21 protein-coding genes are annotated in these 21,504 nt (G+C 69.1%); 9 read left to right on the forward strand and 12 right to left on the reverse strand.

Annotated elements, in window-relative coordinates:
* Window positions 1-170: 170 nt before the first annotated feature.
* From Q9G87_RS44205 to Q9G87_RS44215, 3 genes are all read right to left on the reverse strand, one after another.
* On the reverse strand, window positions 171-899 hold the full coding sequence (locus tag Q9G87_RS44205) for a neutral zinc metallopeptidase (RefSeq protein ID WP_305922619.1): 729 nt from the start codon (window positions 897-899) through the stop codon (window positions 171-173).
* A 120-nt stretch (window positions 900-1,019) separates the two neighbouring features.
* Window positions 1,020-1,355, reverse strand: a complete 336-nt coding sequence (locus Q9G87_RS44210; RefSeq protein WP_305922620.1) for a type II toxin-antitoxin system PemK/MazF family toxin — start codon at window positions 1,353-1,355, stop codon at window positions 1,020-1,022.
* Window positions 1,336-1,566 carry a hypothetical protein gene (locus Q9G87_RS44215; RefSeq protein WP_305922621.1) on the reverse strand — a complete coding sequence of 77 codons (231 nt, stop codon included), beginning with the start codon at window positions 1,564-1,566 and terminating at the stop codon, window positions 1,336-1,338. The genes Q9G87_RS44210 and Q9G87_RS44215 overlap by 20 nt, the downstream gene beginning before the upstream one ends.
* A 192-nt stretch (window positions 1,567-1,758) precedes the next feature.
* On the opposite strand from Q9G87_RS44215, the gene Q9G87_RS44220 reads away from it, so the two are divergent.
* On the forward strand, window positions 1,759-2,499 hold the full coding sequence (locus Q9G87_RS44220) for a sulfite exporter TauE/SafE family protein (RefSeq protein WP_305922622.1): 741 nt from the start codon (window positions 1,759-1,761) through the stop codon (window positions 2,497-2,499).
* A gap of 7 nt (window positions 2,500-2,506) precedes the next feature.
* Here the strand turns inward: Q9G87_RS44220 and Q9G87_RS44225 are convergent, their stop codons facing one another.
* Window positions 2,507-3,052 carry a GrpB family protein gene (locus Q9G87_RS44225; RefSeq protein ID WP_305922623.1) on the reverse strand — a complete coding sequence of 182 codons (546 nt, stop codon included), beginning with the start codon at window positions 3,050-3,052 and terminating at the stop codon, window positions 2,507-2,509.
* A gap of 196 nt (window positions 3,053-3,248) precedes the next feature.
* On the opposite strand from Q9G87_RS44225, the gene Q9G87_RS44230 reads away from it, so the two are divergent.
* The 4 genes from Q9G87_RS44230 to Q9G87_RS44245 are packed head-to-tail and all read left to right on the forward strand — an operon-like array spanning window position 3,249 to window position 7,669.
* Complete coding sequence (locus Q9G87_RS44230; RefSeq protein WP_305922624.1) at window positions 3,249-4,358, forward strand: sugar ABC transporter substrate-binding protein; 1,110 nt, start codon at window positions 3,249-3,251, stop codon at window positions 4,356-4,358.
* Between the two features lie 46 nt (window positions 4,359-4,404).
* Complete coding sequence (locus Q9G87_RS44235) at window positions 4,405-5,169, forward strand: ATP-binding cassette domain-containing protein (protein WP_305922625.1); 765 nt, start codon at window positions 4,405-4,407, stop codon at window positions 5,167-5,169.
* The gene (locus Q9G87_RS44240; protein WP_305922626.1) at window positions 5,166-6,428 is read left to right on the forward strand and encodes a sugar ABC transporter permease; all 1,263 of its coding nucleotides are present in this window, start codon (window positions 5,166-5,168) and stop codon (window positions 6,426-6,428) included. The genes Q9G87_RS44235 and Q9G87_RS44240 overlap by 4 nt, the downstream gene beginning before the upstream one ends.
* A 35-nt stretch (window positions 6,429-6,463) precedes the next feature.
* A complete protein-coding gene (locus Q9G87_RS44245) occupies window positions 6,464-7,669 on the forward strand; it encodes an ROK family transcriptional regulator (protein ID WP_305922627.1) in 1,206 nt (401 codons plus the stop codon).
* 5 nt (window positions 7,670-7,674) lie between these two features.
* On the opposite strand, the gene Q9G87_RS44250 is transcribed toward Q9G87_RS44245, so the two are convergent.
* From Q9G87_RS44250 to Q9G87_RS44260, 3 genes are read right to left on the reverse strand one after another with little or no spacing between them, the layout of a single operon-like run.
* Entirely contained in the window at window positions 7,675-8,427 is a 753-nt protein-coding gene (locus Q9G87_RS44250; RefSeq protein ID WP_305922628.1) for a neutral zinc metallopeptidase, read from the reverse strand.
* Between the two features lie 44 nt (window positions 8,428-8,471).
* Window positions 8,472-9,284: a neutral zinc metallopeptidase gene (locus Q9G87_RS44255; RefSeq protein ID WP_305922629.1), complete on the reverse strand. Its 813-nt coding sequence runs from the start codon at window positions 9,282-9,284 to the stop codon at window positions 8,472-8,474.
* Between the two features lie 56 nt (window positions 9,285-9,340).
* Window positions 9,341-10,195 (reverse strand): neutral zinc metallopeptidase, encoded by an 855-nt coding sequence (locus Q9G87_RS44260; RefSeq protein WP_305922630.1) that lies wholly within the window; start codon window positions 10,193-10,195, stop codon window positions 9,341-9,343.
* Between the two features lie 159 nt (window positions 10,196-10,354).
* On the opposite strand from Q9G87_RS44260, the gene dxs reads away from it, so the two are divergent.
* Window positions 10,355-12,235, forward strand: coding sequence for a 1-deoxy-D-xylulose-5-phosphate synthase (gene dxs, locus Q9G87_RS44265; protein WP_305922816.1), 1,881 nt, complete (start codon window positions 10,355-10,357; stop codon window positions 12,233-12,235).
* On the opposite strand, the gene Q9G87_RS44270 is transcribed toward dxs, so the two are convergent.
* On the reverse strand, window positions 12,183-12,818 hold the full coding sequence (locus Q9G87_RS44270; protein WP_305922631.1) for a DedA family protein: 636 nt from the start codon (window positions 12,816-12,818) through the stop codon (window positions 12,183-12,185). The two genes, dxs and Q9G87_RS44270, sit on opposite strands and share 53 nt — an antisense overlap.
* Before the next feature lie 109 nt (window positions 12,819-12,927).
* On the opposite strand from Q9G87_RS44270, the gene Q9G87_RS44275 reads away from it, so the two are divergent.
* Window positions 12,928-14,397, forward strand: a complete 1,470-nt coding sequence (locus Q9G87_RS44275; RefSeq protein WP_305922632.1) for an amino acid permease — start codon at window positions 12,928-12,930, stop codon at window positions 14,395-14,397.
* Window positions 14,398-14,412: 15 nt separating this feature from the next.
* On the opposite strand, the gene Q9G87_RS44280 is transcribed toward Q9G87_RS44275, so the two are convergent.
* From Q9G87_RS44280 to Q9G87_RS44290, 3 genes are all read right to left on the reverse strand, one after another.
* Window positions 14,413-14,793, reverse strand: a complete 381-nt coding sequence (locus Q9G87_RS44280; RefSeq protein ID WP_305922633.1) for an SSI family serine proteinase inhibitor — start codon at window positions 14,791-14,793, stop codon at window positions 14,413-14,415.
* 88 nt (window positions 14,794-14,881) lie between these two features.
* Window positions 14,882-16,969 carry a 3-hydroxyacyl-CoA dehydrogenase NAD-binding domain-containing protein gene (locus tag Q9G87_RS44285; protein ID WP_305922634.1) on the reverse strand — a complete coding sequence of 696 codons (2,088 nt, stop codon included), beginning with the start codon at window positions 16,967-16,969 and terminating at the stop codon, window positions 14,882-14,884.
* Window positions 16,966-18,129 carry a thiolase family protein gene (locus tag Q9G87_RS44290; protein WP_305922817.1) on the reverse strand — a complete coding sequence of 388 codons (1,164 nt, stop codon included), beginning with the start codon at window positions 18,127-18,129 and terminating at the stop codon, window positions 16,966-16,968. Before Q9G87_RS44290 ends, Q9G87_RS44285 begins: the two co-directional genes overlap by 4 nt.
* A gap of 233 nt (window positions 18,130-18,362) precedes the next feature.
* Here Q9G87_RS44290 and Q9G87_RS44295 point away from each other — a divergent pair, with 233 nt between their 5' ends.
* Window positions 18,363-19,883: an LCP family protein gene (locus Q9G87_RS44295; RefSeq protein WP_305922635.1), complete on the forward strand. Its 1,521-nt coding sequence runs from the start codon at window positions 18,363-18,365 to the stop codon at window positions 19,881-19,883.
* A 3-nt stretch (window positions 19,884-19,886) separates the two neighbouring features.
* Here the strand turns inward: Q9G87_RS44295 and Q9G87_RS44300 are convergent, their stop codons facing one another.
* The gene (locus tag Q9G87_RS44300) at window positions 19,887-20,618 is read right to left on the reverse strand and encodes an SDR family NAD(P)-dependent oxidoreductase (RefSeq protein ID WP_305922636.1); all 732 of its coding nucleotides are present in this window, start codon (window positions 20,616-20,618) and stop codon (window positions 19,887-19,889) included.
* Window positions 20,619-20,782: 164 nt separating this feature from the next.
* Here Q9G87_RS44300 and Q9G87_RS44305 point away from each other — a divergent pair, with 164 nt between their 5' ends.
* Complete coding sequence (locus tag Q9G87_RS44305) at window positions 20,783-21,346, forward strand: TetR/AcrR family transcriptional regulator (protein ID WP_305922637.1); 564 nt, start codon at window positions 20,783-20,785, stop codon at window positions 21,344-21,346.
* Window positions 21,347-21,504: the final 158 nt, after the last annotated feature.

Raw genomic sequence — 21,504 nt, forward strand, 5'->3', positions numbered from 1 at the left:
GTGACGGCGACACGGTGACGGCGACACGGTGACGGCGACACGGTGACGGCGACACGGTGACGGCGACACGGTGACGGCGACACGGTGACGGCGACACGGTGACGGCGACACGGTGACGGCGACACGGTGACGGCGACACGGCCGTGTGGCGGCGGCGTGGAAATCGTCGGTCAGGAGACCTTCGCGGTGGGTGCCGACCAGGTGTCGCAGGCGGCGGGGGAGAGGGCCCGATACCCGCGCTTGAGCCAGTAGACGCGCGTGGCTCCCTTGCCATGGCTGCGGTAGTCATCGCCGTCGTCCCCGCTGGCCCGGGTGGCATCGACGAGCGCCTCCCAGTCACGCCCCGTACGATCCAGCGATCCCCACGAGCTGCCCAGAAACACGCCGGCCAGGCAGTCGGCCTGCAACTCGTAGCGCCGCTTCAGCTCGTCCTGACGCGCCGGCTCGGCCCGCACCCGCGCTTCGTAGGCACCCCGCACCCCGATCAGGCTCTGCAGATGATGCCCGTACTCATGGGCGGCCACCTTGAACGGAAAGAGATCAGTCCTGTCCTCGATCCACCGCCCGGTGAGCGGGAACACCAACGTGCCGCGCTCAGTGCAGTAGAAGGCCGCCGCGTGCTCAGGCCACGCCACCCCGCACACGGTGCTCTGGGGCTCCTCGAAGTAGAGCACGACCGGCTTGCGGAACGTCCACCGCGTCCGCTTGAAGTACGCCGCCCACGACTTGTCCAGACATTTCACGACACCCTGGAGATACTCCCGCGTCCGCGGAATCCCTCCCGAACTGATCGCCGTCTCCGGGCATGACGTGATCGCCAGCTTGCCGGCCTTCTTGGGGAAAGCGACTGGGGCCGCCTGGGCGCTCTGGGCGGGTACGCAGGCGATCGCCAAGATCATGGCAAGGACCAAGGCCCGTGTGAGGGGGAGGGATTGCACGATGGGCAGCTTAACGATCAGTGGCGTGTGGCACGATAGGGGTGCCACCCGGCGAACTACTATTTCGCCGGGCGGCAAGCCTCATAGCATTCGGTTGAGCGCGGTGATCGCTTCGGCGACGACGTCGTCAGGTGCGTTGCCAATGAAGAAGTCGAGCCTGTCGGGCGAGATCGCGCGCACCTGCTCGATCATCGCCCAGCTGGTCTTGGTTAGCCCTGTGCCCTTGCCGCCAATGCGAATATGAGAAACATATCCGCGCTCACGGCTGGTCAGCGGCACCGCCCAGACGAGCCCCAGCCTCGATCGGTTGAACTGGTCGTTGCTGAGAATCATGGCCGGACGATCGAAGCCTTGCTCGCGACCGATGGGGCGGGGATCGAACCGTGTGAACCAGATCTCACCTTGCGTTAGTTTCATCCTTCTCCTCGGGGAATGTGATCAGTCCTTCCCACTCCGGCGCGATCTGACGGGAGCGTGGCCGTGGACCCAGGAAGGCCTCGCGCTCGGCGAGGTATTCGGCCCAGCCCTCCGGGTCTTCGCGCTGGGTCCGCTCGATCTGCTCGTTGAGGGTCTGCCAGAACAGCTTCTGCTCGAAGTCGGCGATGGCTTCGTTGAGCACCTCGGTCATGGTTCGGCCCTCCTGCCGGGCGATTCGGGCTAGACGGTCTCGGGTGTCGACGCTGACGCGTATCGTCGTCGCAGCCTTAGGCTTCATGCTCATACTCAACAGGCTACGTCGGCGTCTTGGAAACCATACCCCGGAGCGGTTACTCTCGCAGGAGAAACGGCAACGGAGAGTAAAGATGGTTGACTCTCGTGCATGACTAATGCCGCATTGGTGCTGATCCTCGCCGGTCTGGCGGTTTTCGTCGGTGCGATCGTCCAGGGCGCCGTGGGTTTCGGCCTGGGCCTGGTCGCAGCGCCTGTGCTCACCTTGCTCAATCCCGAGCTGATGCCGGGCGCCATTCAGGTGGTCAATATGACGTTGCCGCTGTTCACGCTGGCCGCCGAATGGCGCAGGGTGGACTGGCGCGGGCTGGGCTTCGCGGTGCTCGGCAGGATCCCTGGCAGCGTCCTTGGGGCGCTCATAGTTGTCTACGTTTCTGTCTACATGCGCGGCATTTTCGTCGCGGTCATGGTGCTCGTCGCGGTGGCGCTGACGGCAAGGGCGTTGAGCGTGCCGCGCAACGGTGTGACGATCACGTCGGCGGGTTTCGTGTCGGGGATCACCGGCACCGCCACGGGCATCGGCGGGCCGCCTCTCGCGCTGGTCTATCAGAACGCCAAGGGCCCGCAGATCCGCGCGACGCTGGCGATGTTCTTCTTCCTTAGCGCGGCGCAGTCGCTGGCCATCCTGGCCCTGGTGGATGAGCTGCCGTCCCGGGCGCTGACGACGGGGGCGATCCTCATCGTGCCGATGGTGCTGGGCTTCTTGGTGTCGGGGCCGTTGCGGCGCTATCTCGACGGCGGGAAGGTGCGTGCGGGCGTCCTGGTCGTGGCGGCGGCCTCGGCGGCGGCGTTGATCGTGCAGAACGTGGTCAGCCAGGTCGTGGCACCCTGAGGGCGCCTCACGCGTCGCTGGGACCGGGTCGCCAGCCGACGCCCTGAGCCCACGTGTCGGCCCGCCGCACGACGTCCCAGACGTACGGCTCCTTGGCCGCGACGTATTTCTCCCGCTCGTCGCGAAAGCGCTCCGCGCAGCGCCGTTTCGCCTCGGCGAACTCGGCCGCGGCGGCGGGGTGGACGCGCAGGTAGTCGCGGAACAGCAGGGGGAGCTGCTGGGAGAAGCTGCCGAGCTCACGCACGTGGATATGGGTCCGGTGGTGTCCTGGGGCCTCGCGGAAGTAGCGCTTGGTCAGCTCGGGGTTGCCCGCCCGATGCACCAGTCCCAGGCGTTCCAGCGGAGCCTTGAACGCCTCCAGCGGTTCGAAGGAGCGTACCGAGATCTGGATGTCGATCACCGGCTTGGCGGCCAGGCCGGGCACGGACGTCGACCCGATGTGATCGATGCGCACCGCGATGTCACCGAGCGCCGAACGCATCGCCGCGCCCAGTGCGGCGAACCGCGCCGTCCAGCCCCGGTCGTAGTCCACGACCTCAACGAGATCTGCCATGCCCGGATTGTCCCAGGAAGGTCCTGGTGGTGCACAGGTGGCGAGGAGGAGTCGGGGAGATTGAGGTGGCGTTTCTGGATTGTTACCGGATACAACAAACTCCCGGCCCCCAGCCTCTTCCAAAGCAGGCCGTCCCGGAATACGTTGCCGCAAACAACATTCATCCGGGCCCCTCCGGAAGAAAGGACCCTGCACCATGCGCAAGGGGATCCTCAGCTTGACCGCCGCGGCAGCCGCGCTCGCCCTCGGTCTCACCGCCTGCGGGGGCGATAGCGGTCAGACCACTTCGACGTCGACCGCATCGGCCCCCGCGGCCAAGGCGGGAAAGATCGGCGTCATCCTGCCGGACAGCAAGTCGTCCGCCCGGTGGGAGACGGCTGACCGCAAGTATCTGGAAGAGGCGTTCAAGGCCGCCGGCGTCCAGTACGACATTCAGAACGCCCAGAACGACAAGACGGCGTTCCAGACCATCGCCGACCAGATGATCACGAACGGCGCCACCGTTCTGATGATCGTGAACCTGGACAGCGGCACCGGCAAGACGGTCATCGAGAAGGCCAAGTCTCAAGGTGTGCCGACGATCGACTACGACCGGCTGACGCTCGGCGGCGGCGCCGCCTACTACGTCAGCTTCGACAACACCAAGGTCGGCACGCTCCAGGGCGAAGGCCTCACCAAGTGCCTGACCGACAAGAAGGCCGAAAAGCCGATCGTGGCTTACCTGAACGGCTCGCCGACCGACAACAACGCGACGCTGTTCAAGAGCGGCTACGACGGGGTGCTCAAGCCGAAGTTCGACTCCGGCGACTACGTCAAGGGCCCCGAGCAGTCGGTGCCCGACTGGGACAACACCCAGGCAGGAACGCTGTTCGAGCAGATGCTGACCGAGCAGCCGAAGATCGCCGGCGTGCTGGCCGCCAACGACGGCCTGGGCAACGCCGCCATCACCGTGCTGAAGAAGAACAACCTCAACGGCAAGGTGCCGGTCACCGGCCAGGACGCCACCGTCCAGGGCCTGCAGAACATCCTCGCGGGTGACCAGTGCATGACCGTCTACAAGGCGGTCAAGAAGGAGGCCGACGCCGCGGCCAAGCTCGCGGTGGCGCTGGCCAAGGGTGAGAAGCCCACGGCCGCCTCGAGCGTCAAGGACCCGGAGACCGGTCAGGACGTGCCCTCCGAGCTCATGGATCCCCAGGCCATCTACTTCGACAACGTCAAGGACGTGGTGGCCGACGGTTACGTGACCAAGGAGGAACTGTGCACCGGTGACTTCGCCGCGAAGTGCACCGAGGCCGGAATCCAGTGAGTCCATGGGGGCGCGGCCGCCGGTCGCGCCCCCTTGAGGGAGCCCCATGACCCCCCTGCTTGAAGTGCGCGGGATCGACAAGAGCTTCGGTCCGGTGAAAGTCCTGCACAACGTCGAGCTCTCGGCGTACGCCGGCGAGGTCACAGCGCTCGTCGGCGACAACGGCGCGGGCAAGTCGACGCTGGTCAAGTGCATCGGCGGCATCTATCCGATCGACGCGGGCGAGGTCCTGTTCGACGGCCGCCCGGTCGTGATCCACACTCCCCGCGACGCGGGCGAGCTCGGGATCGAGATCGTCTACCAGGACCTGGCGCTGTGCGACAACCTCGACATCGTCCAGAACATGTTCCTCGGCAGGGAGCGCAAGAGCGGGCTCCTGCTGGACGAGGACAGCATGGAGGAACTGGCCGAGAAGACGCTCAGCAGCCTGTCCGTGCGTACGGTCAAGTCCATCCGGCAGCAGGTCTCCAGCCTGTCCGGCGGGCAGCGGCAGACCGTCGCCATCGCCAAGGCCGTGCTGTGGAACAGCAAGGTCGTCATCCTCGACGAGCCGACCGCGGCACTGGGCGTCGCCCAGACCGCGCAGGTGCTCGAACTCGTCCGCAGGCTGGCCGACACGGGCCTCGCCGTCGTCCTCATCTCCCACAACATGAACGACGTGTTCGCCGTCTCCGACCGGATCGCGGCGCTCTACCTCGGCAGGATGGCCGCCCAGGTCAAGACCTCCGACGTGACGCACGCCCAGGTCGTCGAACTGATCACCGCGGGCCGCAGCGGGGATCTCGGCCTCAAGAACGGGGTCACGCCATGATCAAGGTCAAGGAACTCCCCGGCGAGGCCATCGTCACCGCGACGCAGGCCCCGTCGATCAAGAACAGCTTCCGCGCGTACATCCAGCGGGTGCGCGGCGGCGACATGGGCGCGCTGCCCGCCGTGCTCGGCCTGGTCGTGCTCTGCGTGGTCTTCGCCGTCGCCCGCCCGTCCTTCGTGACGGCGGGCAACTTCGCCAACCTGTTCACCCAGGGCGCCGCCGTCACGCTCATCGCGATGGGCCTGGTGTTCGTGCTGCTGCTCGGCGAGATCGACCTGTCGGCCGGCTTCGCCAGCGGCGTGTGCGCGGCGGTGCTCGCCGTCACGCTCACCAGCATGGGCCTGCCGTGGTACGTGTGCGCGCTGGCCGCCATCATCACCGGCGTGATCATCGGGACCGTGCTCGGCACGCTGGTGGCCAAGGTCGGCATACCGTCGTTCGTCGTGACGCTGGCCGCGTTCCTCGCCTTCCAGGGCCTGGTCCTGGTGCTGGTCGACGAGGGCACGAACATCTCCATCCGGGACACCGTGATCGTCGCGATCGCGAACAGGAACCTGCCGCCGTGGCTCGGCTGGGCGCTGTACGCGGTGTCCGTGGCGGTGTTCGCGGGCGTGCAGCTGCTGCGGGCCAGGAAGCGGGCCAAGCGCGGGCTGGTGGCCGACCCGCTGTCGCTGATCGCCTTCCGGGTCGGGGCGCTGGCGGTGCTGGCCGGGGCCGCGGTGTTCGTGCTCAACCTGGAGCGCAGCCGCAACCCCCTGCTGGTCTCGCTGACCGGCGTGCCGATCGTGGTCCCCGTCATCCTGGTGCTGCTGGTCGTGTGGACCGTGATCCTGCGGCGCACCGCGTTCGGCCGCCATCTCTACGCGGTCGGTGGGAACACCGAGGCCGCTCGCAGGGCGGGCATCCCGGTCGACCGGCTCAGGATCAGCGCGTTCGTGATCTGCTCCTCGATGGCCGCCATCGGCGGCATCGTGGCCGCTTCCCGCGCCAGCTCCGTCGACCCGAACACGGGCGGCAGCTCCGTCCTGCTGTACGCGGTCGGCGCCGCGGTCATCGGCGGAACGAGCCTGTTCGGCGGGAAGGGCCGGGTGCTCGACGCCGTGCTCGGCGGCGCCGTGGTGGCCGTGATCGAGAACGGCATGGGTCTGATGGGATACGGGGCGAGCGTGAAGTATCTGGTCACGGGGTCCGTTCTGCTGCTTGCCGCGGGCGTGGACGCCTTGGCGCGCAAACGGGCGGCTGCCGCTGGGTTAAGGTGATCGGCGACCAGCAGCCCCTGAAGGAACCCCAGCCCATGCGTGCCGGCCCGTCGCAAGAGGACATCAGACGCCACAACCTCGGCGCGCTGCTGCGTCATGTCCACCTCGGCGGGCCGATCTCGCGTGCCGAGCTGACCTCGAAGATGGGGCTCAACCGCAGCACGATCATGGCGCTGACCTCCGATCTCACCGCCGCCGGGCTGGTGCGCGAGGAGCTGCCCCGCGAGACGGGCCGCGCGGGCCGGCCGTCGCTCGTGGTGCGGCCCGAGTCGGCGCGCGTCTACGTGTTCGCCTTCGACGTGGGTCCCGACCGGCTGGCCGTCGCCCGGGTCGGTCTCGGCGGGGTCATCCTCGACCAACGGGAGACCGTCCGGCGGCGGGGTGCGTTCCAGCTGGAGGAGCTGATCGGCGAGCTGGCCGGGTTCGCCCGCCAGATGCGGCGCAAGACCAGGGACGACACGGTCTGCGTCGGCGCGGCGGCGGCCGTGTCGGGCGGCGTCCGCAAGGCCGACGGCGTGGTCGTGTTCGGGCCCAACCTGAAGGCCGAGGAGGTGCCGTTCGGCGAGGAGCTGGGCCGCAAGCTGGGTCTGGGGCTGCCGGTCAGCGTGGGCAACGACGCCAACCTGGCCGCGCTGGCCGAGCACAGCCGCGGCGTCGGCGTCGCCGTCCGCGACCTCATCTACCTGCACGGCGACGTGGGGATCGGCGGCGGGATCATCGCCGGAGGGCATCTGCTCGGCGGCCACGACGGCTACGGCGGTGAGATCGGCCACATGGTGGTCAACCCGGGCGGCCGGGCGTGCGGCTGCGGCTCACACGGCTGCCTGGAGGCGGAGGTGGGGGAGCGGGCCCTGCTGGAGGCGGCCGGCCGGTTCGGAGCCGGGCCGCAGGGGCGGGACGCGGTGCGGGCCGTGGTCGAGGCCGCCGACCGGGGGGACATCGGCGCGCAGGAGGCGCTGAGCCGGATCGGCGAGTGGCTGGGGCTGGGCGTCGCGAACCTGGTGAACATCTTCAACCCGGAACTGCTGATCTTCGGGGGGATGTTGCGTGAGGTCTATCTCGGGTCGGCGGCGCAGGTGCGTACGCAGCTGGCCCTGCACGCCATGGCGCCGCAGCGGGAGCGGCTGCGGTTGCGCACCTCGGCGCTGGGGGACGCGGCCACGCTGGTGGGCGCCGCCGAGCTGGCCTTCGCCCACGTCCTCGCCGACCCCCTGGAAGTCCTGGCCCGCGCCAACACCTGATCCTCTCAGGTGACCTTGGCCTTGGTGGCCGTCCACGTGTTGCAGAAGCCTGTGGCCCCGCCCCGATAGCCGCGGTCCTGCCAGAACGCCAGGTTCTTCGGCTTGCCGTGGATCTCGCTCTCCTCGGCCCGCCGCACGGCGTCGATCCATTCCTCCCACTCGATCCCGGGCTTGATCGACTCGAGCGTCGCACTGTAGAAGACGCCGGCGAAGCACTCGGCCTGCATCTCAAGACGATGGCTGAGCAGGGTGCGCGCGCTGCCGGACGCCGGCCAGTACAGCGCGCTCTGCGCGTCCAGCACGCCGGTGAGCTGCTGCACGTGGTGCCCCCACTCGTGGGCGACGGAGTGCGCCATGTTCATCCTGAACGGGTCCCGCAGGTCCTGTTTCGTGATGCGGATGACGATCGTGCGCTGGTGCGGGCAGTAGTGGGCGCCGCTGCTGGTGATCTTCCCGCAGACGGAGTCGGCGCCTGTCGTGATCGTCACCTCGGGAGCGCTGTACGCCAGCCCGGCGGCCGCGAAGCGATCGGCCCAGAACCGGTCGGCGCAGCGGGCCATCGCCCGGTGGAAGGCCTTCAGCGAGGCGACGACCCCTGCCCGGATCGCGGGGATCGCGCACGTCAGGCGGAGCTGGTCACCGCCCATCACGTCGGACAAGCCGGCCTGGGGAGTGCCCGGCGCCGCCGCCCGGGCCGCCCCCGATAAGAGAAGACCCGCGACCGTGCACGTAGCTGCCGCTACGAGAAGAGTGCGCACGATCGCGGATCATAGATCAATATGTCGGGATTTGTCCTAGAGTCCTAAAGTACCTGCGACTTCGGCGCCTTGAAGGTGTTGCAACCGCCCGCGGACTCGGTGTCGAAGCCGCGCTTCAGCCAGCGGCCCACGGTGGTGGGCTTGCCGTGCGTCTTCGAGCCCCAGTCCTCCGCGTTCACCCCGATGAGACTCAGGCCGCCGCCGCTACCGCCAGCCTTGACGAGGAGGTCGAACTCGGTCTGCCGGCGGCCCAGCGAGTGCCACACGTCGCCGATGAACGCCCCGCTCAGGCATTCGGCCTGCAGCTCGAAGCGGCGCAGCTCGTCCAGCACCCTGGCCTCGTTCTTGCCGTTGTAGCGCGTCAGGCCCTTGAACATGCCCGTGAGCTGCTGGATGTGGTGGCCGTACTCGTGGGCGACGGTCACCAGCAGGAGCATGTCCGACTGCTCCTCGACGAGAGCCGGCTGGACCAGGAGGGAGATCTTCTTGTTGAGCGAGCAGTACAGCGCCAGCGCGCCCGCGGGGTACTTGCCGCATCCGGTCGCCGCGCCGACCTTGGTGACCACCTGGAACGAGGGCTTGCTGAAGGCGAAGCCGGCCTTCTTGATCTTCGGTTCCCAAGCGGCGTTGAGGCAGTCGAGGACCACGTCCATATAGCCCTTGACCTCTTCCGCGCTCCCGGTCAAGACCTTCGGCTCCTCGCAGGTCTCGAGGCCCAGCTCGCCCGTCTTGTAAATCGCGTTCTTGGCCAGGACCGGCTTGTACGCCGGAGCGGAGACGGCTGCCGCAGGGGCCGTGCCGGCGAACAGCACGCTCGCCAGGGCGCCCGCCATGAGCGCCAATCGGGGGATACGCATGGGAATGAACCCTAGTAAAGAGGGAGTTCCAGGTAAAGGAAGATTAAAGCGTGGCGTCAGGTGACATTGCGATGGTTCGCGGCCCACGTGTTGCACGAGCCAGGAGTGCCGCGGTTGAAGCCCCGTGTCATCCAGGCGGCCTGCGTCGGGCCCTTGCCGTGGTCGTTCTGCGGCCACCCCTTGGCGCCGTTCTTCCTGAACCAGTCCACCGTGTACGCCCAGTCCGCGTCGGTGACCAGCGGCGTGCCCTGCATCGTGCTCATGAAGGCCGACGAGAAGCACTCGGCCTGCAGCTCCGACTTGCGCGAGAGCATGAGCCGCTGGGCCTTGGTCGCTCCCATCCTGGCCGTCCAGTAGTAGTTCCAGATGCCGGAGATCTGCTGGACGTGGTGGCCGTACTCGTGGGCGATCAGCCGCGTGATGCCCAGCGGGAACGGGTTGCGCAGCTGGTCCCGGCTGATCATCAGGTACATGGTGCGGTCGGTGGAGCAGTAGACGCCGTCGGCGCCGGTGTTCCAGGACCCGCAGGGCGTCTTGATCTTGCTGGTGATGATGCGCAGGCGCGGCTTGGCGAAGGGCAGCCCGGCCTTGCGGAACTGGGCGCCCCACGCCCTGTTCAGGCACCCGGTGACGCGGGTGAGGAAACGCCGGTACGCCGTCATGCTGCCGGCCGGCAGGTGACCGGGCGAGCAGTTCACGTCGGCCAGCCGCCCCGTCTTGTAGAGCGGGTTCGCCGTGGCCAGCGCCTTGCCCGGCGCCGCCTTCTTCGCATCGGCCGCCTTCACCGGCGGTGAGACGATCTGCTGGGCCTCGTTGGCCGACTCCGTCGAGGTCGTGGCCACGTCGGCGAGCACGAGCACCAGACCGGCCGCCGCCAGAGCGAGCGCCAGAAGCGCGGCGACGAGTGCCACAAGTTTGCTTATGGGGACGGAGTTCATAGGTACCGAAAGACTAGGTCAAGATCGGACATATGTGGGTGCGTTTGACGCGATGGAGTCAGCGAGGCGTCCGCGAACTACACTCGGGGGGTCGGCGCACAAGAGCAGAGGGGAGTCGGATCCGTGAGCGGGTTGCTGGGCTCGATCAAGGGACCGGACGACGTCAAACGGCTGGCGGCAGAGGAGCTGCCGGGGCTCGCGGGGGAGATCCGTGACCTGCTCGTCGACTCGTGCGCGAGATTCGGCGGCCACCTGGGCCCCAACCTCGGTGTCGTGGAGCTCACCCTCGCCGTGCACCGCGTCTTCGACTCCCCGCGCGACCCGATCGTCTGGGACACCGGACACCAGGCCTACGTGCATAAGCTCCTCACCGGCCGGGCCGCCGGGTTCGCGGCGCTCAAGCAGGAGGGCGGCCTGTCCGGCTATCCGAGCCAGGCCGAGTCCGAGCACGACTTCGTGGAAAACTCCCACGCCTCGACCGCGCTGTCCTACGCCGACGGCCTGGCCAAGGCGTTCAAGGTGCGCGGCGAGCACGACCGCACGGTCGTCGCGGTGATCGGCGACGGCGCGCTGACCGGAGGCATGGCCTGGGAGGCGCTCAACAACATCGCCGCCGGCGAGGACCTGCCGGTCGTGATCGTGGTCAACGACAACGGCCGCTCCTACTCGCCCACGATCGGCGGGCTCGCCTCCCACCTGTCCTCACTGCGGGTCAACCGCCGCTATGAGGACTTCCTCGACTACGTCAAGGACAAGATCGGCAACGTTCCGCTGCTCTACGACGCGCTGCACGGCGTGAAGAAGGGCGTCAAGGACGTGCTGGCGCCGCAGGTCATGTTCGAGGACCTCGGGCTGAAATACCTCGGCCCCATCGACGGCCACGACGAGCAGGCCATGGAGGCCGCTCTGCGCAAGGCCCGCGACTTCCGCGGCCCCGTCATCGTGCACGCGGTCACCCAGAAAGGCCGCGGCTACACGCCGGCGGAAAACCACGACGAGGACCAGTTCCACGGCCCCGGCCCCTTCGACAAGGTCACGGGCCAGGAGAAGCCCAAGGGCCGCATCTGGACCAACGTGTTCAGCGAGGAGCTCGTCCGGCTCGGCAAAGAGCGGGACGACATCGTCGCCATCACCGCGGCCATGCTCCACCCGACGGGGCTCAACGCGTTCGCCGAGGCCTACCCCGAGCGCATCTACGACGTGGGCATCGCCGAGCAGCACGCGCTGACCAGCGCCGCCGGGCTGGCACTCGGCGGCATGCACCCGGTCGTGGCCGTCTACGCCACGTTCCTCAACCGGGCCTTCGACCAGCTCCTCATGGACGTCGCCCTGCACCGCCTGCCGGTGACCGTCGTGCTCGACCGGGCGGGCGTCACGGGTGACGACGGCGCCAGCCACAACGGCATGTGGGACCTGTCCATCCTCCAAGTGGTGCCCGGGCTCAGGATCGCGGTGCCGCGCGACGGGGACCGGCTCACCGAGTTGCTGCGCGAGGCCGTGGAGGTCACCGACGGCCCGACCGTGCTGCGTTTCCCCAAGGGCCCGGTGGCCGAGGCGGTCGAGCCGGTCGGCAAGCTGGGCGAGATGGATCTGCTGCGCGCCCCCGTGGGAGAGCCTGACGTGCTGCTGGTCGGTGTGGGGCCGATGGCGCAGGTCTGCCTGGACGCGGCCGTCCTGCTCGACGCCCAGGGCATCGCGGCCACCGTGGTCGACCCGCGCTGGGTCAAGCCGCTGGACGAGGCGCTCGTGCTGGCCGCGAGCGCGCACAAGCTGGTGGCCGTCGTGGAGGACAACGGCCGGGTCGGCGGTGTGGGCGACGCCGTGGCGCGGCTGCTGCGCGACGCCGACGTCGACGTGCCCGTGCGCACCTACGGCATCCCGCAGGAGTTCCTCGACCACGCCAAGCGGGCCGCGATCCTCGGCCAGATCGGACTGACGGGCCAGGACCTCGCCCGCCAGATCACCGAGGCCGTCGCGAAGCGGACCTCCCACGTGGAGCCTGCCCGCCACTGAGCGCCCTGCGGACCGCGGCGGAGATCCCCAGCACGACGATCACCGCCGCGGCCGCGATCGGCACCAGCCACTCCGCGTGTTGCCGCGCCACGCCGCCCGCCACGGCGCCGAGCGTGACGTACGCGCTCACCCAGGCCGTGCTGCCGGCCATCGCCCACGGCATGAACGTGCGATAGGGCATGCCGACCGTGCCCGCCACGGCCGGGGTCAGCGCATGCAGCACCGGCAGGAAATACGCCAGCGCCAGCGCCCATCCCTTGCGCTCGAACAGCCGCTCCGCGCGCTGCCACCGGGCCTCGCCGACGCGCCGCCCAAGCCGCCCGTGCCGCAGCCGGGTCCCGTACCGGCGGCCCAGGAAATAGCCGCCCGAGGCGCCTGCGTAGCACGCCAGCATGCCCGCGCCGATCAGCGCCAGCGCCTCCGGCGCACTGTCCGCGCTGGCGCCCGCGACCAGCAGCAGGGTGTCGCCCGGCGTGATCAGGCCGACTCCGACCGAGGCGTCCAGCGTCAGGAAGACCAGCAGGAGCAGCATCACCACGCCGAGGTCTTGCCTGGCCAGAGTGTCGAGCAGATCATGAGACATAGTCCAGGACCGCTACCCCGATCCAGGAGGATCATCGGGAACGTCACGGAACCATCCCCGTCAAGGAATCAAGGAATGATCGCCTAACGTATGGGAAGGATCACTGGCCGTGGAGATCTTTCGTACGAAGTCCGTCGAGCAGTCGATCCGTGACACCGAGGATCCCGAGCATCAGCTGCGTAAACGCCTGACCGCCACGGACCTCACGGTGTTCGGCATCGGCGTGATCATCGGCACCGGGATCTTCGTGCTCACAGGAACGGTCGCGAAAGGGCTGGCGGGGCCTGCGGTGGCGCTGTCGTTCGTCGTGGCGGGCATCGTCTGCGGGCTGGCCGCCCTGTGCTACGCCGAGTTCGCCTCCACGATCCCGGTGGCCGGATCGGCTTACACGTTCGCCTTCGCCACCCTGGGCGAGTTCCCGGCCTGGGTGATCGGCTGGGACCTGCTCCTGGAGCTGGCGCTGGCGGCGGCCGTGGTGGCGACCGGCTGGTCCGGCTATTTCGCCTCGATGCTCGCCTCCGTCGGCATCCCCCTGCCGGAGTCTATCGCCGGGGCGAACCCCGTGGTCAACGTCCCCGCTGTGCTCATCATCGCCGTCCTCACCGCGATCCTGGTCGCCGGCATCAAGCTCTCCTCCCGGGTCAACCTTGTCCTGGTGGTCACCAAAGTCGCGGTGGTGCTGCTCGTCATCATCGCCGGGCTGTTCTTCATCCGGGCCGCCAACTACACGCCGTTCATCCCCGAGGCGGTGTCCACACCGCGCGTCGGCGGACTGAACGCGCCGCTGATCCAGGTGCTGTTCGGGATCACGCCGGTGGCGTTCGGCGTGATCGGCATCTTCACCGCCGCGGCGATCGTGTTCTTCGCCTTCATCGGCTTCGACATCGTCGCCACCGCCGCGGAGGAGACCCTCGAGCCGCAGCGGGACGTGCCCCGCGGCATTCTCGGCTCGCTGGCGATCTGCACGTTCCTGTACGTCGCCGTCTCGCTGGTCGTCGTGGGCATGCAGAACTACAGCCAGCTGAGCACGTCCGCGCCGCTGTCGGACGCCTTCCGGGCCGTCGGGCACCCGTGGCTGGCCACGATCATCAGCGTGGGCGCGATCGCCGGCCTGACGACCGTGGTGCTGGTGCTGCTGCTGGGCCAGACCCGGGTGTTGTTCGCGATGTCCCGCGACGGGCTGATGCCGCGCGCGCTGGCGGCGGTCCACCCCCGGTTCGGCACGCCGGCCAGGCTCACCGTCGTGATCGGCGTGGTGACGATGGCGCTGGCCGGTTTCGTGGACTTCGAGGAGCTGGCCGAGCTGGTCAACATCGGCACGCTGTTCGCGTTCGTGGTGGTCTCGATCGGCGTGGTCGTGCTCAGGCGCACCCGGCCGGACCTGCCCCGGGCCTTCCGCGCGCCGCTCGTGCCGGTGCTGCCGATCCTGTCCGTGCTGGCCTGCATTTACCTGATGCTGAACCTGCCGGTCGAGACCTGGCTGCGGTTCCTGATCTGGATGGCCGTCGGCGTGGTCATCTACTTCGGCTACAGCTACTGGCACAGCAGGACGGCCGCGCCCGTGAAGGGCGGGCGCTAGCCCGCCCCACACCGGTCAGGAGAGCAGCTTCCCGCCCGCGGCCTGCATCACGCAGAAGTTGCGGTATCCCTTGCTCCACTCCACCTTCTTGCCGCGCCAGGTGCCCGTGATCGCCACCGCGTACGGCTCGAGCTTCTGGTCGCAGGTCTCGTTCGCCGGGACGTGGATCTGGTTGAAGTCGCCCCCGATCTTGCGGATCACGTCGCAGGCGGCGCGTGGGTGGGGATGGGTGCCGCCGTCGGGACCGCAGTGGAGCGTGCCGCCCCGTGCCGGGCTGCCCTTCGTAGCGATCGCGATCTTCAGTTTGCCCTTGGGTGGGCGGGCCGCCTGCGCGGCGGGGGACGAGCACGCCAGGAACGCCGCGCAGAGCGCGATCGTACCGATCGTTCGCATCATGATTACCCTCCGTTCGTCGTGCGGCACCAAACGCTACGGAGGGGAAGGTCATGAAAAGCGGGGGCCCTGGTCGGGCCCCCGCAAAGAATCAGGCGGGGAGTGAGGCCACACCCGGAGGAAGGAACCGGGGCTGGGCGATGCCGGTCCTGTCCAGATAAGGCGTGATGCCCCCCAGGTGGAACGGCCAGCCCGCGCCGAGGATCATGCACAGGTCGATGTCCTGCGGCGCCGCGACCACGCCCTCGTCGAGCATGATGCGGATCTCCGTGGCCAGCGCGGTCAGGACGCGTTCGCGTACCTGCTCGGCGGTGGACGGTGCGGCGCCGCCCGCGAAGAGCGCCACAGCCTCCGGGTCGAGCGTGAAGTCGGGGCGGTAGACGCCCGGCTTGCCCGCGGCGACCAGCTTGGCCATGTTCTCCGAGACGCCGAAGCGGTCGGGGAACGCCTCGTGCACGGTCTCGGCCACGTGCAGGCCGACCGCCGGGCCGACGAGCTGCAGCAGCGCGAACGGCGTCATCGGCAGCCCCAGCCCGTCGAGCGCGTGCTCGGCCACCTCCAGCGGCGTGCCCTCGTCCACGGCCGCGACGACCTCGCCCATGAAGCAGGTCAGCAGCCGGTTGACCACGAACGCCGGAGCGTCCTTGACCAGCACCGACGACTTCTTCAGCGACTTGCCGACGGCGAAGGCCGTGGCCAGCGTGGCGTCGTCGGTCGCCGCCCCCTTGATGATCTCCAGCAGCGGCATGACGGCGACCGGGTTGAAGAAATGGAACCCGACCAGCCGCTCCGGGTGCTTCAGCCCGGCGCCCATCTCGGTCAGCGACAACGAGGAGGTGTTCGTGGCCAGCACGCACGTCGGCTCCACGACCGCTTCGACCTCGCCGAACACCTGCTTCTTGACCGCCATGTCCTCGAACACGGCCTCGATCACGAAGTCGGCGTCGGCGAAGGCGTCCTTGGTCAGCGACCCGGTCACCAGGGACCTGAGCCGGTTGGCCTGGTCCTCGCTGACGCGGCCCTTGGCGAGGAGCTTGCCGACCTCGGTGCGTACGTACTCCACGCCCTTGTCGAGCCTGGCCTGGTCGAGGTCCGTCATGACGACGGGCACCTCGAGGCGGCGGGCGAACAGCAGCGCCATCTGCGAGGCCATCAACCCCGCACCGACGATGCCGACCTTGGTGACCTTGCGGGCCAGCGACTTGTCCGGCGCCCCCGCGGGCCGCTTGGCCCGGCGCTGCACCAGGTCGAAGGCGTAGAGCCCGGCCCGCAGCTCGTCGCCCATGAGCAGGTCGGCCAGCGCCTCGTCCTCGGCGGCGAAGCCCTCGTCGCGGGTGGCGGTCTCGGCCAGGGCGATCAGGTCGAGCGCCCGGTAGGGGGCGGGGGAGGCGCCACGCAGCTTCATGTCCACCAGGAAGCGGGCGTCGGCCACCGCCTTCTCCCAGCCGTCGTGGGAGCGGCGCTCGACGCTCACCTCGCCCTGGAGCACGCGGGCGGCCCAGCGCAGCGACTCCTCCAAGAAGTCGGCCGGCTCGAACATGGCGTCCGCGACGCCGAGCTCGAACGCGTCCTTGCCCTTGATCATGCGGTTCTGCGCCAGCGGGTTCTCGACGATCAGCTTGATCGCCTTCGCCGGGCCGATCAGCCGCGGCAGCAGCTGCGTGCCGCCCCAGCCCGGCACCAGGCCGAGGAAACACTCCGGCAGCGCCACCGCGGGCACGCCGGAGGAGATCGTCCGGTACGTGCAGTGCAGCGCCACCTCCAGGCCACCGCCCATGGCCGCGCCGTTGACGAACGCGAACGACGGGATCGGCAGCTCGCCCAGCCTGCGGAAGACGTGGTGGCCGAGCGCGCCGATGGCCAGGGCCTCCTCGCGCGACGCCACCTGAGCCGCGCCCTTGAGGTCGGCGCCGACGGCGAAGATGAACGGCTTGCCCGTCACGCCGACCGCGGCCAGGTCGGTCCGCCCGGCGATCTCCGACAGCGCCTCGTTCAGCGCGAACAGGCCGTGCGGGCCGAACGTGTTGGGCTTGGTGTGGTCGAAGCCGTTGTCCAGCGTGATCAGCGCCATCGTGCCCGCGCCGTAGGGCAGCTGCACGTCCCGCACCAGCGCCTTGGTGACGACTTCGTCGGTGTTGCGGTCACTGAGCAGTGCCCGCCAGGTGTCGATGTTGCTCACGCGAGGTTCTCCCAGATCACAGTGCCGCCCATGCCCATGCCGACGCACATCGTGGTGATGCCGTAACGCACGTCGGGACGCTCGCCGAACTGCCGGGCGAGCTGCGTCATCAGCCGCACGCCAGAAGAGGCGAGCGGGTGGCCGTAGGCGATCGCGCCGCCGTAGGGGTTCACGCGGGGGTCGTCGCCGTCGATGCCGAAGTGGTCGAGGAACGCCAGGACCTGTACGGCGAACGCCTCGTTGATCTCGAACAGCCCGATATCCGAAATATCGAGATTCGCCAGCCGGAGCGCCCGCTCCGTGGACGGGATCGGGCCCACGCCCATGACCTCGGGGTCGACGCCCGCGAACGCGTACGACACCAGCCGCATCTTCGGCGCCAGCCCCAGCTCCTCGGCGACGTCCTTGGCGGCCACGACGCAGCCGGTGGCGCCGTCGTTGATGCCCGAGGAGTTGCCCGCCGTGACGTTGCCGTGCGGCCGGAAGGGCGTCTTGAGCCCGCTCAGCCCCTCCATCGTGGTGCCCGGCCGCGGCGCCTCGTCCTCGACGGCCAGGCCCCAGCCCTTCTCGGCCGTCCTGATCGCGGTCGGGACCAGGTCGGGCTGGATCTTGCCGTCGGCGTACGCCTTGGCCGCCCTCTCCTGCGAGAGCACCGCGTACGCGTCCGCGCGCTCCTTGGAGATCGACGGGTAGCGGTCGTGCAGGTTCTCCGCCGTCATGCCCATGACCAGCGCGCTCGGGTCGACCAGCTTCTCCGACAGGAAGCGCGGGTTGGGGTCGACGCCCTCGCCCATCGGGTGGCGGCCCATGTGCTCGACGCCGCCCGCGATCGCCACGTCGTACGCGCCGAACGCGATGCCGCCCGCGACCGTGGTGACCGCGGTCATCGCGCCCGCGCACATGCGGTCGATGGCGTAGCCGGGCACGCTCTTGGGCAGCCCGGCCAGCACGGCCGCCGAGCGGCCGATGGTCAGGCCCTGGTCGCCGATCTGCGTGGTCGCGGCGATGGCGACCTCGTCCACGCGCTCGGGGGGCAGGTTGGGATTACGCCGGATGAGCTCGCGGATGACACGGACGACCAGGTCGTCGGCGCGGGTCTCGGCGTACAGTCCCTTCGGCCCTGACCTGCCGAAAGGCGTGCGCACGCCGTCGACGAACACGACGTCACGAGAGGAAGGCACGGATTCGCTCCTCGCTGCTGGAAGGGGTTCCACGCTTATGCTACTCGTGAGTAACTAGTCCGCGTCCCATGCCCTCCCCAGGGTCAGGTGATGGAGGAGTGGCGGAAAGGTCATAGTCTGCCGCGCCTCGGAGGGGCGAACTGAGCGTGGGGGCGGTGGAGTGGTGGTGATTCGCCGTCGGGGACCCCTGTTGGTGACTATGCTTCGCGATCATGACGCAGGGGGTGGAGCGCGTGCGAGGGCGCCCTGGCGAGATGGCCGGCGATACTCGCGTCGCCCCCGTGCCGCGCCGGTCCAGGAAGCTCGACCCGCGGCCGCGCAGGAACCCGCTGACGCCCCTGGGCTGGGTGAGCGTGGCGCTGACGTTCGTGCTGGTGGCCACCACGCTCGGCGCGTACGCGTACTACCGGAGCATCGACGGCAGCATCCCCCGCGACCCCATCGTCGTCGGCCCGAGCCGGCCGCCGGAGACGGGGGCGCTCAACGTGCTGCTCGTCGGCTCCGACTCGCGTGAGGGCGACAACAAGACGTACGGCCCCAAGTCGCAGGGGCTGGGGGAGCGCACCGACACGATCATGTTGCTGCACATCTCCCCGAACAGGGACAAGGCCACCATGATCAGTTTCCCCCGCGACTCCATGGTGGCGATCCCCGAGTGTCAGGGCAGGAACGGCACCGTACTGCCCGGCGGGATCCGGCAGATCAACTCCGCCTTCAACGACGGCGGCATCAACTGCACCATCAAGACACTCGAATCGCTCACGAACATCAAGATCAACCACTTCGTGAAGGTCGACTTCACCGGCTTCAAGGGCATCATCGACGCCGTCGGCGGCATCGAGATCTGCCTGCCCAAGCCGGTCAACGACCCCAAGGCGAAGCTGGTGCTCCCCGCGGGCAAGCACGTGGTCAACGGCGAGCAGGCGCTCGGCTACGTACGCACCCGCTACGCGCTGGGCGACGGCAGCGATCTGAGCAGGATCCAGCGTCAGCAGGTGTTCCTCACCCAGGTGCTGAAGAAGGTCACCGACGGCGGCCTGCTCACCAACCCCATCAATCTGGACGGGTTCCTGCGCTCCGCCGCCGCCGCGGTCACCGTGGACAGCGAGCTGACGTTCGAGCGGATGCTGGAGATCGCCAACAGCGTCAGGGGGCTGACCGCCAAGGAACTCAAGGGCATCACGGTGCCCGTCGAGGCGTATCCGGGGGACAAGAACCGGGTGCAGTTCAGCCAGCCGGCCGCGAAGAACTTCTTCGAGGCCGTACGCAGCGACGTCGAGGTCACCGCCACCCCGACCCCCGGGACGTCCGCCGCGCCGAAGATCGAGCACGAGCAGGTGCGCGTGCAGGTGCTCAACGGGACCGGCGAGGCGGGCAAGGCCGTCCAGGTGGCCGACGAGCTGGCTGCCCAGGGCTTCGCCGTCATCGAGGTCGGCAACGCTCCCGCGACCGCGGCCACCGCGATCCGCTACGCGAAGAAGGACGCCCAGGACGGACCGGCCTACGCCGACGCGGTTGCCGTCCGGCTGTCCCAGGACAAGCGGACCGCGGTGGCCGGCAAGGTCAAGCCGGTCAACACCGAGCCGTACACGTCCAAGGTCGCCGAGCCGCCCGACGGCCCGATCGTCCAGCTCGTGATCGGGGCGGACTGGCCGGGCGTGCGCGTGCAATCGGCGATCCCGGACTCGCTCAAGGACAAGGTGGTCGACTCGAGCACCAACCCATGCTTGTGAGCCTCAGGCCGTGACGCCTGCGTCGACGGGGATCGAGGCGCCCGTGATGTGGCGCCCGCCCTCCCCGGCGAGGTAGGCGACGGCAGCGGCGATGTCGTCGGGAGAGCAGTACGTGCCGAGCGCGGTGTAGCGCCGTTCCTCCTCCGCCTCCGGGGTGTCGGCCGGGTTCATGTCAGTGTCCGTGGAGCCCGGGTTGACCAGGTTCGCGGTGATGCCGCGCGGTCCCAGATCTCGAGCCAGACCCTTGACGAGGCCGGCCAGCGCCGACTTGCTCATCGCGTACGCCGTCCATCCGGGATAAGGCACCCGCTCGGCCAGGCTGCTGCCGATGAGGACGATCCTGCCGCCCCGCCCCATGTGCCGGGCGGCCGCCTGCGCCAGCACGAACGCCGCCCTCGGGTGGACGGCGAGCAGCCGGTCCACCTCCTCGAGCGTCACCTCCTCCAGCGCCCCGTACGGCGCGATCCCGGCGTTGCTCACCAGCACGTCGAGCCGCCCCAACTTGCGCACCGTGCGCTCCACCGCCTCGACTAGCGCGCCGGCGTCGGCGGCCTCCGCGCGCATGCCGAGGGCGCGCCGGCCGGCCGCCTCGACCTCCTTGGCCACGGTGGCGGCCCGGTCGCTCGCGTTCTGGTACGTGATCGCCACGTCGAATCCGTCGCCGGCCAGCCGCCGTGCGACGGCCGCGCCGATTCCCCTGCTCCCGCCCGTGACCAGGGCGACCTTTCGGATCATGCCATCCTCCAAGAACCGGAATATGTTCCGGTTGTGACTCTAACCGGAACACATTCCGGATACAACTGGTGCCAGGATGGAGATCGATCGTGAGAGGGTCCGGGATGGCGCGAGGGCGGAGACTGTGACGCGAGAGGGCGGACCGTGACGCGGGAGGGCAGACCGTGAAACGCGAGCGCACCGACGCGGCCCGTAACCGCGCGAAGATCCTCGCCGCGGCCGAGGCCATCGTCGCCGACCGGGGAGTGGGCGGCTTGTCGATGGCGGAGGTGGCCGCGGCCGCCGGGGTCGGCGTCGGCACGCTCTACCGGCGCTTCGGGGATCGCTCCGGGCTGGCGTACGCGCTGATCGACCGGCGGGAGCGGGAGTTCCAGTCCGCCTTCATTGAGGGGCCGCCGCCGCTCGGGCCGGGTGCGGAGCCCGCCGCGCGGGCACGCGCGTTCCTCGACGCACTTGCGGATCGCACGGTCGAGCAGCTCGACCTGCTGGTCATGGCGGAGACGGCGGGGCCGTTCGCCCGGTTCGGCGGCGCGTACGACGCCTATCACGGGCACCTGACGATGCTGATCGCACAGGTGCGGCCGGACGCCGATGCCTCCTGTCTGTCCGACGCGTTGCTGGCGCCTCTGGCCGCGCCGCTGCTGGCGTATCGGATCCGGGAGTGCGGGGTGGGAATCGAGCGGGTGAAGTCGGCGCTCGGCGACCTGCTCAACGGACTCACCCCCTGACGCCCGTCCGGAATACCGCCTGAGGTGGCGTGAGAGCGGGGAGTGACGAATGTTACTCTACGTGATTTTAGGGAAACATGTGAAATATCCGGACAACTCGTGGTCGGGTCTGCTAGGAAAGGGCGCGGTCCGCATTCGTACTAGAGAGGTTCATCGTG

This window comes from Nonomuraea turcica (assembly GCF_030718205.1).
Lineage (GTDB): Bacteria > Actinomycetota > Actinomycetes > Streptosporangiales > Streptosporangiaceae > Nonomuraea.

Bases quoted from the DNA above. Each gene is read 5' to 3' on its own strand.
- Q9G87_RS44205 (WP_305922619.1), bottom strand. From the start codon at position 899: ATGATCTTGGCGATCGCCTGCGTACCCGCCCAGAGCGCCCAGGCGGCC.
- Q9G87_RS44210 (WP_305922620.1), bottom strand. From the start codon at position 1,355: ATGAAACTAACGCAAGGTGAGATCTGGTTCACACGGTTCGATCCCCGC.
- Q9G87_RS44215 (WP_305922621.1), bottom strand. From the start codon at position 1,566: ATGACCGAGGTGCTCAACGAAGCCATCGCCGACTTCGAGCAGAAGCTG.
- Q9G87_RS44220 (WP_305922622.1), top strand. From the start codon at position 1,759: ATGACTAATGCCGCATTGGTGCTGATCCTCGCCGGTCTGGCGGTTTTC.
- Q9G87_RS44225 (WP_305922623.1), bottom strand. From the start codon at position 3,052: ATGGCAGATCTCGTTGAGGTCGTGGACTACGACCGGGGCTGGACGGCG.
- Q9G87_RS44230 (WP_305922624.1), top strand. From the start codon at position 3,249: ATGCGCAAGGGGATCCTCAGCTTGACCGCCGCGGCAGCCGCGCTCGCC.
- Q9G87_RS44235 (WP_305922625.1), top strand. From the start codon at position 4,405: ATGACCCCCCTGCTTGAAGTGCGCGGGATCGACAAGAGCTTCGGTCCG.
- Q9G87_RS44240 (WP_305922626.1), top strand. From the start codon at position 5,166: ATGATCAAGGTCAAGGAACTCCCCGGCGAGGCCATCGTCACCGCGACG.
- Q9G87_RS44245 (WP_305922627.1), top strand. From the start codon at position 6,464: ATGCGTGCCGGCCCGTCGCAAGAGGACATCAGACGCCACAACCTCGGC.
- Q9G87_RS44255 (WP_305922629.1), bottom strand. From the start codon at position 9,284: ATGCGTATCCCCCGATTGGCGCTCATGGCGGGCGCCCTGGCGAGCGTG.
- Q9G87_RS44270 (WP_305922631.1), bottom strand. From the start codon at position 12,818: ATGTCTCATGATCTGCTCGACACTCTGGCCAGGCAAGACCTCGGCGTG.
- Q9G87_RS44280 (WP_305922633.1), bottom strand. From the start codon at position 14,793: ATGATGCGAACGATCGGTACGATCGCGCTCTGCGCGGCGTTCCTGGCG.
- Q9G87_RS44295 (WP_305922635.1), top strand. From the start codon at position 18,363: ATGACGCAGGGGGTGGAGCGCGTGCGAGGGCGCCCTGGCGAGATGGCC.
- Q9G87_RS44300 (WP_305922636.1), bottom strand. From the start codon at position 20,618: ATGATCCGAAAGGTCGCCCTGGTCACGGGCGGGAGCAGGGGAATCGGC.